Source organism: Blautia sp. MSK20_18 (genome assembly GCF_020553125.1).
In the GTDB taxonomy this organism is placed as follows: domain Bacteria; phylum Bacillota; class Clostridia; order Lachnospirales; family Lachnospiraceae; genus Blautia_A; species Blautia_A fusiformis.
In genome coordinates this window covers 1-12,751 of sequence record NZ_JAJCGR010000004.1, presented here as the reverse complement: position 1 = coordinate 12,751, position 12,751 = coordinate 1, and the positions used below count along the sequence as shown (strand labels likewise).

At 47.6% G+C, this 12,751-nt stretch carries 12 protein-coding genes and 1 riboswitch; of the genes, 2 read left to right on the top strand and 10 right to left on the bottom strand.

Annotated features, from left to right (window positions below):
• Positions 1-361 precede the first annotated feature (361 nt).
• The gene (locus LI091_RS03580; protein WP_021652217.1) at positions 362-808 is read left to right on the top strand and encodes an Lrp/AsnC family transcriptional regulator; all 447 of its coding nucleotides are present in this window, start codon (positions 362-364) and stop codon (positions 806-808) included.
• A gap of 503 nt (positions 809-1,311) precedes the next feature.
• Here LI091_RS03580 and thiE read toward each other — a convergent pair.
• From thiE to arfA, 5 genes are all read right to left on the bottom strand, one after another.
• On the bottom strand, positions 1,312-1,953 hold the full coding sequence (gene thiE / locus LI091_RS03575) for a thiamine phosphate synthase (protein WP_265190832.1): 642 nt from the start codon (positions 1,951-1,953) through the stop codon (positions 1,312-1,314).
• Between the two features lie 16 nt (positions 1,954-1,969).
• The gene (locus LI091_RS03570) at positions 1,970-2,872 is read right to left on the bottom strand and encodes a hydroxyethylthiazole kinase (protein WP_265190831.1); all 903 of its coding nucleotides are present in this window, start codon (positions 2,870-2,872) and stop codon (positions 1,970-1,972) included.
• The gene (gene thiW / locus LI091_RS03565; RefSeq protein WP_015526323.1) at positions 2,835-3,389 is read right to left on the bottom strand and encodes an energy coupling factor transporter S component ThiW; all 555 of its coding nucleotides are present in this window, start codon (positions 3,387-3,389) and stop codon (positions 2,835-2,837) included. The genes LI091_RS03570 and thiW overlap by 38 nt, the downstream gene beginning before the upstream one ends.
• A 336-nt stretch (positions 3,390-3,725) precedes the next feature.
• Positions 3,726-3,828: riboswitch (TPP riboswitch) on the bottom strand.
• 322 nt (positions 3,829-4,150) lie between these two features.
• Positions 4,151-5,140 carry an aldo/keto reductase gene (locus LI091_RS03560; RefSeq protein ID WP_059086650.1) on the bottom strand — a complete coding sequence of 330 codons (990 nt, stop codon included), beginning with the start codon at positions 5,138-5,140 and terminating at the stop codon, positions 4,151-4,153.
• Positions 5,141-5,210: 70 nt separating this feature from the next.
• Positions 5,211-6,716, bottom strand: a complete 1,506-nt coding sequence (gene arfA / locus LI091_RS03555; RefSeq protein WP_174087886.1) for an arabinosylfuranosidase ArfA — start codon at positions 6,714-6,716, stop codon at positions 5,211-5,213.
• Positions 6,717-7,051: 335 nt separating this feature from the next.
• On the opposite strand from arfA, the gene LI091_RS03550 reads away from it, so the two are divergent.
• Positions 7,052-7,828: a helix-turn-helix domain-containing protein gene (locus LI091_RS03550; RefSeq protein WP_174087885.1), complete on the top strand. Its 777-nt coding sequence runs from the start codon at positions 7,052-7,054 to the stop codon at positions 7,826-7,828.
• A 54-nt stretch (positions 7,829-7,882) separates the two neighbouring features.
• On the opposite strand, the gene LI091_RS03545 is transcribed toward LI091_RS03550, so the two are convergent.
• From LI091_RS03545 to LI091_RS03525, 5 genes are all read right to left on the bottom strand, one after another.
• Complete coding sequence (locus tag LI091_RS03545) at positions 7,883-9,580, bottom strand: acyl-CoA dehydratase activase (RefSeq protein ID WP_021652226.1); 1,698 nt, start codon at positions 9,578-9,580, stop codon at positions 7,883-7,885.
• Entirely contained in the window at positions 9,577-10,857 is a 1,281-nt protein-coding gene (locus LI091_RS03540; protein WP_092073479.1) for a 2-hydroxyacyl-CoA dehydratase subunit D, read from the bottom strand. Before LI091_RS03540 ends, LI091_RS03545 begins: the two co-directional genes overlap by 4 nt.
• A gap of 316 nt (positions 10,858-11,173) precedes the next feature.
• A complete protein-coding gene (locus tag LI091_RS03535) occupies positions 11,174-11,353 on the bottom strand; it encodes a DUF6472 family protein (protein WP_015526328.1) in 180 nt (59 codons plus the stop codon).
• Between the two features lie 107 nt (positions 11,354-11,460).
• Positions 11,461-11,919: a ferritin-like domain-containing protein gene (locus LI091_RS03530; RefSeq protein ID WP_173740169.1), complete on the bottom strand. Its 459-nt coding sequence runs from the start codon at positions 11,917-11,919 to the stop codon at positions 11,461-11,463.
• Positions 11,920-11,983: 64 nt separating this feature from the next.
• Complete coding sequence (locus LI091_RS03525; protein WP_178818374.1) at positions 11,984-12,646, bottom strand: DUF5110 domain-containing protein; 663 nt, start codon at positions 12,644-12,646, stop codon at positions 11,984-11,986.
• Between the last annotated feature and the right edge of the window lie 105 nt (positions 12,647-12,751).

The window sequence follows — 12,751 nt, the reverse complement described above, 5'->3', positions numbered from 1 at the left end:
TCTGATTTGCTCCGCCCTCTGATCTCATCTTTTTCAGTCCGACGGATATTCACTGTTTACAAATCATTCTGTTATTTTCATTTTTATCAGCAGCTGTTTTTCTGATGCCTAAGAAACTAACACTTTCTTTGTGGCTTGTAAATACTTTTAAGGGAAAACCATGATTATCCGTGTTTTTCAATAGTTTATATTAATCTTTTTAAGAGTTTCTTTTATTTTTCTTATTTTTATTAAGTCGTTTCTTGTGTTGTGATAACACACGCAGTATAATCAATACAGAAATACCTATTTTCAATCCACTTCCCTACGCAGCCCTGTACCAGTTACAAATAACATTTTTCATTGAAAGGAGACATTCTACATGGAACACAAACTCGACAACATCGACCGAAAGATCATCGAAATGCTTCAGAAGAACGCCCGCACCCCGGTAAAGGAAATCGCAAAGGAAGTCTTCCTCTCATCCCCCGCTGTTTCCGCCAGAATCGAACACCTCGAAAAAAACGGGCTGATCACAGGCTACCACGCCCAGATCAACCCGGTATTTCTCGGTTATCATATAAAAGCATTCATCAACCTGGAAGTAGAACCCAACCAAAAAAAAGACTTTTATCCCTTCATCCAGTCCATCCCAAACGTCATCGAATGCAACTGCGTCACCGGCGATTACTCCATGCTCATCGAAGTAGCCTTCCGCTCCACCATGGAACTGGACCACTTCATCAACGAACTCCAGCAGTTCGGCCGCACCAAAACACAGATCGTATTCTCCACCAGCGTAGAACACAGAGATCTGCCGGTGGAGTAACCCCCACCGGCATTTTTTATAAACCATATCACATCGCTCTACCAGCCGACAGCGAAGCGCCTCGGCCACCCTACCGTCAGACAACCGGAAACTCAGCCTTTCCTCCCAGGCATCCAGCGCAGCGCTGATGCCTCATCGCATTCCCGGCAGACCACTCAACCCAACATTTACACCCAAACTCCCGAGCAGCCACCCTCCCCTGACGCCTTGAAAAACCAGCCCGTGAGGCGTGTGCTGCCTGTCGTCGGACTCTGCAGGAGGGGAGCTGATTCTTGGCTGGCGGAAATCTGCGTTGTTTTTCAAAAGTCCGCTGTCTGAGCGGCTGCAAGACGCGAGTTCGGACTTTTGGAAAACGGTTTTAGCAGAATTCCGGCAGCCTAGAAGCCAGCCCCCGACGAAGCCCCGGCGACAGGCAGCACACGCCTCACGGGCGTCCGTATTTCAACAAAAAAAGAACAGCAATGAACCTCAAATCCACCACTGCTCTTCACTCATGTCCTAAATCACTTTCCCATCAAAGCAACAATCTTCTCCTTCAGCTCCCGCGCATTCTTCTTCGGATCCTCCGCCTTCATGATCGCAGAAACAACCGCCATACCACTCATACCGGCACCCTCAAGCACATCCATATTCCCGGCATTCAATCCCCCGATCGCAACCGCCGGAATCGGAACCGCCTCACAGATATCCTTCAACGTAGAAACCTTGGTAAGGATCGTCACAACCTTAGTAGTAGTAGGATAAATCGCACCCACACCAAGATAATCCGCACCATCCTCATAAGCCTTCACAGCAGCCTCCACCGTCTTGGCAGTAGCCCCCACGATCTTATCCGGTCCCATCAGCTTCCTTGCCACAGCAACCGGAATATCAGAAGCTCCAACATGCACACCAGCCGCATCACAGGCCAGCGCCACATCCACACGATCATCAATGATCAGCGGCACATTGTAACGATCTGTGATCTTCTTCACCTTAAAAGCCTTATCCAGATACTCCCGTCCACCCTTATTCTTCTCGCGAAGCTGGACCAGAGTCACGCCACCCTTACAAGCCTCCTCAACCGTACGGAGCAAAGACTCCTCCGTATGATAAGAACTATCCGTCACCAGATACAACGTTACATCCAAATCTTTTCTATCCATCCTAATCCCCTCTTTTTCAGTACATTTCAATCTTCAACAGATCCAGCAGCTGTCGATCCGAAAGCCCATAGATCTCATCCAGCAGATTTACCTGAAAGCTTCCCGGACCGCGGGAAATCTTCTCCGCTTCCTCGCCGGCGATACCCATAAGTGCAGTACCAAGCACTGCCGCAGCCAGATAATTCCCGGATCTCCCATTTAATTCCATCTCAACGCCAGACCAGACACCTGCCTCTATACTATCCGTCATCTCTTTCGCAATATTATCTTCGCACCCCGGCAAAAACGCCGCAGTCAGTGCACCGACCATACAGCCGGTTCCTGTGATCCCGGACAGCGCCGCACTGCCATTTTGTACCAGAACAACCCGTTCACCATCCGTAACAAAATCCTGTTTCCCGGTAGCCAGCACGATTGCCTGATTACTCCTTGAAAAAGCCCTCAGCACCTCACTGACAGTCTCCATATTTTCCGCAGTCAGGGCATCCTGCGCCCCCGCATCGATTCCGATCGCATGAGACGGCAGCCCGGAAACAGCCAGAAGCTCTGACATATTTCCCTTCAGCACTGCCGCATGGCCGATGCTCAAAAGCTCCTTCGCCAGATCCAGCCTGAGATCACTGCAGGCAACCCCTACCAGATCCAGAAGAACCGGGATCTTATTTTCCATCGCTGTTCTCATAGAACGCTTCATTGACTCGATCCTGGCATCGGTAATATTCCCGAGATTCAGCATCAGCGCACCAGCCGATGCCGTAATACCTGTCACCTCTGCCGGATGCTCCGCCATGATCGGCCTTGCACCTACTGCAAGGACCACGTTGGCACAGTCATGGATCGAGATCGGATTGGTGATGCAATGGATCAGCGGCTTTTCTTCTTTAATTCGCTTTCGCAGTTGTAAAATTCTTTGTCTCATATGTTTTTGAACCCAAAGCTGCCTGGAATTTCACCAGAAGACCTGCTTTACTCAGAGCCTTCAGGAAAATATAGGCAACACATCCTCCCATTGTGGTTGCTGCAAGGAACATCGGCGTATAATAAAATGCTGTCAGTCCGCCTCTTCCCATCAGGAATGCCATCACCGGATAAGAAACCATGGATCCGATGATACCTGTTCCAAAGATCTCACCGATCACCGCGCAGATGATCTTACCTTTGGAAAGTCTGTAGAACACACCTGAAAGAAATGCGCCAAATACTGCACCGGTCAGTGCAAGTGGCGGGATTCCCATAAACATCATACGGATCACGCCGATCATGGTCGCACAGAGAAGGGAATACCACGGTCCCATCAGAACCGAGCATACGATATTGACAAGATGCGCCGTGGGGCACATTCCCTCAATCCTCAGGATCGGTGAAATAACGACACCGATCGCAACCATCATTGCCAGCATTACCATACGAAGCGTGTGCATCCTTTGTTTTTCCATAGTGTTTTTCCTCCCTGAAATATCAGGCAGAGCCCTGTCAGATCCGGGCAAAAGCTTCCCGTCTGCTACAGTCTGCCCTTAGATTTTGGCGGTCGAAGTTCCCTTACTTCCTCTCACTCCGAAAACACGGATTCCCATCGCTTACATGATCCTTCCGGAAAAATCCTCCGGAATATCACTCTCCTGCCAGACATTAAGGCGCTCCCCTTCCTGCCCGCTCGCCGCAGAAGCTCCACATGCAGTCTCTGTCACTTTCATATCCCCACATTGTCAGACCATTCCAGTTCCATTCCTGCATCCGAAAAGAGCGCATCCCATGGCAAACTCCACGGAGACACGCTCTCAGATCACAATCCCTCCGTTGGCATTACCCAAATCAGGTACGGTCGAAGATCTATCTTCCTCTCAGCCTGTCACACAAGCTCCCGCTGGCTCTTTTCTTTTCTGTTTTTCAATATAGCACACACCTATCCCGTTGTCAAACCTCCACTGCTTATTGCTCTTTGCACTCCCGCCGGAGACGTTACTGTTCACTCCGTTCTCAGCAACACGCTTCGCGATGCACAGAATTTATGCTAATCGCATAAATTCGCGCGGTATGTCTCGGGTTTTCTGTGACCTTCGCTCACAAAAAACACCTCGCGGAATATTACCAGTGAACAGTAACCCGGAGACTTTCCTGATTCAGTTAAACAATTATTTCGACATAAAAAACTCCCTGCTTCACTACTTTTCATAGTAAAACAGGAAGTATATAAATCTTATTTTGAGATCTCGTCGATCAGACGCAGCTCCTCAGCTGTAAACGGTGCACAGTGGATCGCTTTCACATTATCAAGGATCTGCTGCGGCTTGGAAGCTCCGATCAGAACACTGGTAACTTCCTTATGCTGAAGCAGCCAGCCAAGCGCCATATCAGCCAGCTTCTCTCCACGCTGGGCTGCCAGATCGTTCAGTCTCCGGATCTGATCCAGACGCTCCGGCGTCAGCACACTTTCCTTAAGGAATCTTCCATCTTTGCGGATACGGCTGTCCTCCGGGATCCCGTTCAGGTAACGGTCTGTCAGCTGTCCCTGAGCAAGAGGGCTAAAGGTGATCAGACCTTTTTTCAAAATGCCGGTGGTTCTCTTGAGACCGTTTTCTTCCACAGTTCTGTCAAAAATGGAATACCGGTTCTGGTTGATCACAAAGGGACATTTCAGATCCTTCAGGATCGCTGCCGCCTGGCTTAAGGTTTTTCCATCATAATTGGAAAGTCCCACATAAAGGGCCTTGCCCTGCTGAACCGCTGTTGCCAGCGCCCCCATAGTCTCCTCAAGCGGAGTCTCCGGGTCCATTCTGTGATGGTAAAAAATATCCACATATTCCAGACCCATGCGCTTCAGGCTCTGGTCAAGGCTCGCCAGAAGATACTTGCGGCTGCCCCAGTTTCCATAAGGGCCTTCCCACATATCATAGCCTGCCTTTGTTGTGATGATCAGCTCATCACGGTATGGCATCAGTTCTTCTTTCAGGATCTTGCCGAAATTCCGTTCCGCACTTCCATAGGCAGGTCCGTAATTATTGGCAAGGTCAAACTGTGTGATACCATTGTCAAAAGCTGTAAAGCACAGCTGCTTCATGTTTTCATAATCAGAAGTATCTCCGAAATTATGCCATAATCCAAGAGACACCTTCGGAAGCATCAGGCCGCTTTCACCGCAGCGGTTGTACTCCATAGTTTCGTAGCGTTCCTTTGCAGGTGTGTACATAAAAAAGACCTCCCATAATGTAGCATGATTTACATTTTCTGTAACTGCTTTTACTATACTTCACCGGCCCTTATTTCGCAAGACGGATCATATTCCAGCTGTGTTTTGCAAAAACTGCTTCCAGTTTTCCGCCGTCCAGCTTCGAGCACTCTGCACTGGCTTTTACAGGAACTACATTCTCCGGCTGAGCCTCTGTATTGGCTGCCTGAAGATCGTCATTATTGAGTACAATATGCTCTACGATCTTATATCCCTCAAACTGTCTCAAGTCACAGGAAACTTCCATATCCTCATCCAGACTCTTATTCACTGCAAAGATCGTCAGCGTATCCTTTTCCTCATCCCAGACACACACAGAATCCAGATATGGCGCTTCGCCATAAGTTTTGCTCTCGTATACCGGTGTGAGAACCTGTGTATTAAGGACGGTTCCTCTTCCAAACACACTTGTCAACATATACGGATAAAAGATCGTCTGGCGCCATGCGCCTGTATCGGATGTCATGATCGGCGCAATAACATTTACCAGCTGTGCCATGCAGGCGATCTTTACACGATCTGCATGACGGAGAAGTGTGATCAACATGCTTCCCACAAGAAGTGCATCCTCAAAGTTATAAACATCCTCCAGCTGATGGGGCGCCTGTACCCATTTTTCCAGCTTTTTATCCTGTTCATTGCTGTGGTACCATACGTTCCATTCGTCGAAGGAAAGATTGATCTGTTTTTTTCCATGCTTCTTTGCTTTTACAGCATCGCAGATGGAAACCACTCCTGAGATAAAATCATCCATGCCCTTGGAGCTTGCCAGAAAATCGGCAGTGTCTCCCGATGCATTTCCATAGTACTGATGCAGGGAAAGATAATCCACCTGATCGTAAGCCTCGTCAAGAACCGTATACTCCCAGGAGCCAAAGGTAGACATTTCCAGACTGGAGCTTCCGCATGCAACAGTCTCAACCTCCGGATCCATAAATTTCATCAGGCGGGCAGTCTCTGCTGCAACTCTTCCGTACTCTGCCGCAGTTTTATGTCCCATCTGCCACGGACCGTCCATCTCGTTTCCGAGACACCATAATTTGATATCATGCGGCTGTTCATAGCCGTGAGCCTTACGGAGATCACTGTAATAGGTACCACCCTTAAAGTTACAGTATTCCAGAAGATTTTTCGCATCCTCCGGTCCTCTTGTTCCCAGGTTTACTGCCATCATCACATCGCTGCCGGCTTTTCTGGACCAGTCCACAAACTCATTGAGTCCAAACTGGTTTGTCTCGATGACACCCCAGGCCAGCTCCGGTCTGGACGGACGCTGAGCTTTCGGCCCGACACTATCCTCCCAGCGGAATCCGGATACAAAATTTCCACCCGGATAACGAACGATCGGTACCTGAAGCTCCCTTACCAGCTCCAGAGTATCCTTCCGGAATCCCTGCTCATCAGAAAGAGGGCTGCCTTCCTGATAAATTCCCTCATAAACCGCACGTCCGAGATGTTCTATAAAAGAACCATAGATCCTTTTGTCTGTTTTTCCGGTGAGGAAATATTTATCCACGATGATCTGCGCTTTTTTCATTGTAAAAATCCTCCTGTAAATTATTATTTTCTGCTGCTACCGCATTTAGCTCTGTTTCCGATTCCGCCGTATACCGGCTCTTACGCCTCTGTTCGCTCACACACTCTCAGCGGAAATCAACCGTTTCTATGTTTCATTTTACCATCCTGTTCTATCCATACCAGTGATTATCTTCCGAAATAGTTGACTTTTTTTCCGGTAAGATTTATCGTAAAGACAGTCTTACCAGACGGACGTCCCTCTGTCACTTTACTTTATACTTCCAGACAGAAAGTTCTTTACAATGCCACAGTCGGATTGTCTGATCTACGTAATGAAAGGAGCGCAGCATTTTCATGGATTTCACCTTAAATTTCTGCGAATACAACCGTTCCAACTCCGATTACGACAGGATTTTCCGGCCGGAGGGAAGCGGAGATTTTCTTTTTCTTTTATTTAAAACACCAATGAAGGTTTATCTGGGCAGTCAGCTTACTGTCACCCGGGAAAATGCCTGCATCTTTTATATTCCGGGAAATCCCCAGCATTATCAGGCTGTGCGAAAATTCCGGAACAGTTATGTCCATTTTTCCTGCGGAGAAAACCTGGCAAAACGGTTCGGACTTCCCTGCAACGAAATTTTTTACCCCAGTGACTGCCAGGAGATCGATCACTGTATCCAGAAGCTGCAGCATGAATATCTGAACAGAGAAGTTTTTTCCCGGGACTACGAGTATGCCCTGCTCTGCCAGCTGATGATCACAGCCTCACGGGAACTCCGCAGTACAGATACAGGCAAGTCTGCAGACTCGGAGCTCTGCAGCCTATTCCAAAAAATCCGTCTGGAAATGCTTACAAATTACGAAAAGCCATGGACAACAGAAAAGCTCTGCGCCATGGCTAATCTCGAAAAAAGTCAGTTTTATTCCTGTTACCGGAATTTTTTTGACAGCACCCCTCATGCTGACCTGAATCTGCTCCGTCTGGAAAAAGCCAAAAATCTGCTCACCAACGAAGCTCTGCCTGTTCAACAGGTGGCTCTACTGTGCGGATTTTCAAATCTCTCCCACTTCAGCCGGTACTTCCGAAAGAACTGTGGCTGTTCGCCCAGTGAGTGGGCACGCCGCCCTTGACCAAAAGGATATTCACACTCTGCATTCACTGCGCAGGCAATTTGTCTGATCTGATCACCGTGCCGCATTACACTTCTCATAAGCAAACAGTGCCGCACCAAGCGCACCACAAAGCTGTGCCTCATCACAGATATAAAGCTTCGCTCCCAGCTTCTCCTCCAATGCCTGGATGATACCTTTATTTCTGGCAACACCACCGGTCATCATGTATTCTCCCGGATTCTTTTTGCCAAGGCGGGCTGCAAGAGCTCCTACCTTGGAAGCAACAGATACATTCAGACCATGGATGATATCTGCCACGTCCTTATTCTGGGCAACCAGGGAAACTACCTCGGACTCTGCAAATACAGTACACATGCTTGAGATCACTACGTTCTCTTTCCACTCCAGGCCACGGGTACTCATCTCCTCCAGGGAAAGTCCAAGAGTACGGGCCATCATTTCCAGGAATCGTCCGGTTCCTGCTGCACATTTATCGTTCATCAGGAAATTTTTTACCGCACCGTTCTCGTCAATGCTGATCGCCTTGATATCCTGACCGCCGATGTCGATAACTGTACGCACATTCGGATTCAGATAATGGGCGCCCTTTGCGTGACAGGTAATCTCTGTGATACTGTCATCACCACTGTCAATATAGGCACGTCCATATCCGGTAGTAACGATACGCACGATATCTTCTTTCCTGATCCCTGCTTTTTCCACGGCCATCTCCAGGCTCTTCTCTGCACTCATCATAGCGCCGCCGCCTGTGGGAATGATCATGGTCGATTTAATTTTTCCGTCTTTATCTAGGATCACAACATCCGTACTTGTGGAACCGCTGTCGATCCCTGCCACATAATAAACTCCTGATTCCATTTTTTTCCTTATCTCCTCGCTGATTCCTTTTGATGGGTCCATATCCTCAGAGCCTTCCAGGGTCTCCGCAAAAGCCTGCACTCTGGTAAGGAGCTGTCCTGCACTCTGGCTTGTAAAATCTGTCTCGATCTTCAGAAGCGGAACCTTGATATCACGCTTGATACTTGCATACTCAAATCCGTAATAGTCGCAGAATTTAATAGTATGATAAATGATCCCCTTCAGGTTCGGATCCAGATACAGCCGGTTTCTTCGGGTGCTGTTGTTCATACGGAAGCAGGGCATCTGGGAAAGAAGTGCATCCGCATAAGCCAGGAACATGGCATCGTCTTCCATTTTTTCCAGCTCCTCACGGATCACTGCAAGACGTCTTCCACCTGTACAGGTCAGGTTTTCCACATCCATGCGGATATTATCCCGGATCATTTTTTCCAGGATGCCGCTGACACGGACACCCAGAACACCGATATACGGCTGGTTATCCACAGGCTCATGGGAAAAAGCATTCAGAAATCCACTTCTGTCGAAGGTTTTCCCCGAAAATTTCTCATAAGCTTTCTTCAGACGGTGGATGCCCTGGGCAAGCTTCACCTTTTCACAGTCGTTATCCTCATGAGGCATGTCCAGCATGTACAGAAATTTACATTTACCGGTACTTTCCACAATGTCGTACACACGGCGCATGGAATCACAGCAGTTAACAAGAACAAGCTGCTCTACCTTTCCCTCCAGCACTGCCTGGATCACAGATTTTCCGAAGCCGCAGAGATTAGCATGGGCGATCTGGTCCGAAAGCTCAAAATTCTCCGGCATTTCCTCAAGAACCGCACATTCCTCGCCAAAGCCCTTAAACAGCTCCAGCGGTGTATATTTACAGACGTAATGTATCATGACCGTTTTTCCTCCTTACCTTCTGACAGCATTTCCAGATATGCCTGAAGTCGTGTGGATACCTGGCCGTCACTGGAATTGGCCGGGTTACAGCCGTCACCGTCCAGGACCATGGTTGGAAGTCCTGCATTTTCCAGAGAATTTTTGATCAGGCTGGAAGCTCCGATGGTTCCCTTGCAGCCCCAATGCGCAAAAAGGATCCCGCCGTCTGCCTCTGTAAGGTTCGCCAGCTCCTGGGCACGCCGGATCCTCTGCTTCACACTTCCGTTGTAAATGCAGTTGACCATTTTTTCCGCAAGGGCCTCATAAGGATCCGAGGCCTGCATCCGCTGAAAACCGTCTGCAACAAAATCACAGGCACGGATATGCACGTTCTGGCTGTAATTAAATACATCCTTTACCGGCTCCTGCAAAAACGGCATCATATGCATCCACAAAATATGAAGACCTTCCCCCTTTGGTGCCTTCTTCACATCCTCAAGAAGCATTTTTGTATATTTCAGGGATTCCTCTGAGCCCGCCAGAAGATGACACATAAAGATCGCATACAGCTCATTTGTCAGGGAAGTCACCGGATCGTGATCCTTTCTGAGGGCAAGCTGGCTGCTGTAATAGGAGGCCGCTTCATTGCTGTTGGCAACTGCACGCTGTACCGACTGCTCGGAGATTTTTTTCCCGCCTACATCCTCCAGGAATTTCTTCAGCTCGCGGAGCTGATCTGCAACATAGCTGATGGAATCCTGATTTTTTTCATAGGGTACGTCAATATAAAAGCCCGGGATCTGATATTTCTGTTTCAGATAAGGAAACGTCATCATGTTTCCATCGCAGGCAAGGTTTGTGTAGATGGTACATTTGGGCTTCGGTACCAATCCTGTCATGGACGCTCCCAAAAAAACTCTGTGATAGGAGCACATGGTTTCCGGAAAGCCCTCTGATTCCGTCTGTGCCAGAAATGCCTGCTCACATCTGGTTCCGGCGATGAAGCAGGACATTGCCTCCACGGAATACGGAGTGATCCCTGCTGCTGTCAGAAGCTCTCCCGGTACAAAAATGCTCACAAGCGCGGTATCGTCCGGTTTTGCAAGGGCTTTGATAATATTCTGCATGACTACACGGGCTACATACTGTCCCGAAGCCGGAAGCTTCCTGTCAGGAAAAAGCTGCAGACGTTTTTCCTGAAGCCGGTATCCAGTGAGAAGAAGTTTTCGTGCTTTTTCCGGATCCCTGATGGATTTCTCTCCCACCATATCCCCGAATTTCTTTATAATATCCAATCTGTCACATCCTCCGTCAAATCAAAAAATCTATTATAAGTCTGTCAGACGCTTACCCGAAATTTTGTCTCAGACAAAATCCTGTAGCATTATCATCGTCTGGATGGTATAAAGGTTCCACCTGTCAGACCAATATTTTTATTATAAAGATATTTTTTTCAAATGTAAACACGCTAATTTTTACAAATTTGAAGCCTTTTGCACATATCAAAACATCAAAATGCAGATTTTCCACAAAACTCGCATTCCTTTTCGTGGAAAACCTGCATTTATCTTATCACCTTATTTTCTGCTCTGTTTTTTCCGTTACTCTGTGTCACATCTGATGACGTACCACCTTATATTCATCTCCGGAACGATAATACGGACATTCCTTGTAATCACTGCTCACAAAACGATAATATTCATCCTCATCCAGATTGACATCACAGTAATATTCGTCACACTCTTCATCATATGTATAGTTTGCACAGTATTCGCAGCTGGTTCCCTTCATATTTATTTCTCCTCTCTTTGCAGGAAAGTATTTCTCCCTGCTGTTCTCCTGATTATATAATAAAAAAAGGAAGAATTCCATTACTGAAATCCTCCCTTTTTTATATATCAGAACATTCCGTTCGCAGTCTTATATTTGTAAAGCATCTCCGCATGGTTCTGCTCTTCCACCTGGATATCAGCCAGAAGCTTCCTCACATCACTGTCTTCAAAAGCAAAAACATCCGAGTTGTATTCTCCGGAAATCAGCTTTTCTGTTCCGATACAGTCTGTTGCAAGAAAAGCATCGTGTTCCTTATCCTCTGAGGACATCACCGATGTGTAAGCAGCCTTTGGCTGGTAATCACGGCCGTCACTGTCATTACAGTTTACCTGTGGAACTGTACCGGAAAGCACCTGGCTCAGGGAATCGTAATGCTCCTGCTCTTTTTTCTGAAGAGTCTGAAATAAGCTTTTAAGCTCCGGATCCCTGGCCTGCTGTGCGTATTTTCCGTATTTTTCAATGCAGCTTTTTTCCTGTGTCTGAAGATCCTGGATCACTGTGCGTTCTTTTTCCTTTAATATCATTATGATCATCCTTTCTTTTGATAATAATGATAGTATGGTTTGGAAACGCGATTTTATTCATGTTTTACGCAGTCAGTATCTCCATCAGTGCTCCGTAAAGATCCTTGTCCAGCTCCATGGACTGAAGCTCAGATAAAAGAACCGGCAGATTCTTTCCGGCTGTGATCAGCTGATATAATCTGTCCTTCAGCACAAAACCGATCTCTGCCTGGTTCAGGAAATCAAAGATACGTTTCTCTATACGATTGTCCGCTGCCTCTCCTGCGAGTATGATCTGCACCTCTGCCGCTGTGTCTGCTTCCACTTCCACACAGATCTTCTGAAGCTTCTCTTCATATTTTACAGCAGCCTCAGTCTCTGCTCCGTTAACCAGAACCTTCACAGTATCTGTTCCTGTTTTCGCAAAATTACAGAACTCCACGGTATAAGCTCTCTTTGCCGGGATCAGCTCTGTTTTTCCCTGTGCGGGATGAATGGTAAACACTCCCTGATCCTTTTCCTTATAATCCATTTCCGTAAATACACAGGCACCATTTTCGTAAGCACAGGTTTCGTTGTCATCCTCATACAATCTGAAGCTTCCGTCAGCACCCGGGAATACCCGGATATTCAGGCTTTCCGGATTTTTTTCCGCCTCTGTTCCACGGATCTCATCGGTCATCACCAGAATGCCGCCTGCTTTTGCAAGAACCGGGATACTGTCCAGAGTACGGTACATATCCACCATTCGTCCACCCTCATAGCGCAGACCTGTTTGACACTCCCCACAGCTAAAGCAGGGGGATTCTTGCTTCTCCCACTACTGCATTGGCAAACACCTTACGGTACTGCA

Excerpts from the sequence above, each read along its gene's own strand:
- arfA (WP_174087886.1), bottom strand. The coding sequence starts at position 6,716 with ATGAAAAAAGCGCAGATCATCGTGGATAAATATTTCCTCACCGGAAAA.
- thiE (WP_265190832.1), bottom strand. The coding sequence starts at position 1,953 with ATGGATAGAAAAGATTTGGATGTAACGTTGTATCTGGTGACGGATAGT.
- LI091_RS03550 (WP_174087885.1), top strand. The coding sequence starts at position 7,052 with ATGGATTTCACCTTAAATTTCTGCGAATACAACCGTTCCAACTCCGAT.
- LI091_RS03525 (WP_178818374.1), bottom strand. The coding sequence starts at position 12,646 with ATGGTGGATATGTACCGTACTCTGGACAGTATCCCGGTTCTTGCAAAA.
- LI091_RS03530 (WP_173740169.1), bottom strand. The coding sequence starts at position 11,919 with ATGATATTAAAGGAAAAAGAACGCACAGTGATCCAGGATCTTCAGACA.
- LI091_RS03545 (WP_021652226.1), bottom strand. The coding sequence starts at position 9,580 with ATGATACATTACGTCTGTAAATATACACCGCTGGAGCTGTTTAAGGGC.
- LI091_RS03570 (WP_265190831.1), bottom strand. The coding sequence starts at position 2,872 with ATGAGACAAAGAATTTTACAACTGCGAAAGCGAATTAAAGAAGAAAAG.
- LI091_RS03535 (WP_015526328.1), bottom strand. The coding sequence starts at position 11,353 with ATGAAGGGAACCAGCTGCGAATACTGTGCAAACTATACATATGATGAA.
- LI091_RS03560 (WP_059086650.1), bottom strand. The coding sequence starts at position 5,140 with ATGTACACACCTGCAAAGGAACGCTACGAAACTATGGAGTACAACCGC.
- thiW (WP_015526323.1), bottom strand. The coding sequence starts at position 3,389 with ATGGAAAAACAAAGGATGCACACGCTTCGTATGGTAATGCTGGCAATG.
- LI091_RS03580 (WP_021652217.1), top strand. The coding sequence starts at position 362 with ATGGAACACAAACTCGACAACATCGACCGAAAGATCATCGAAATGCTT.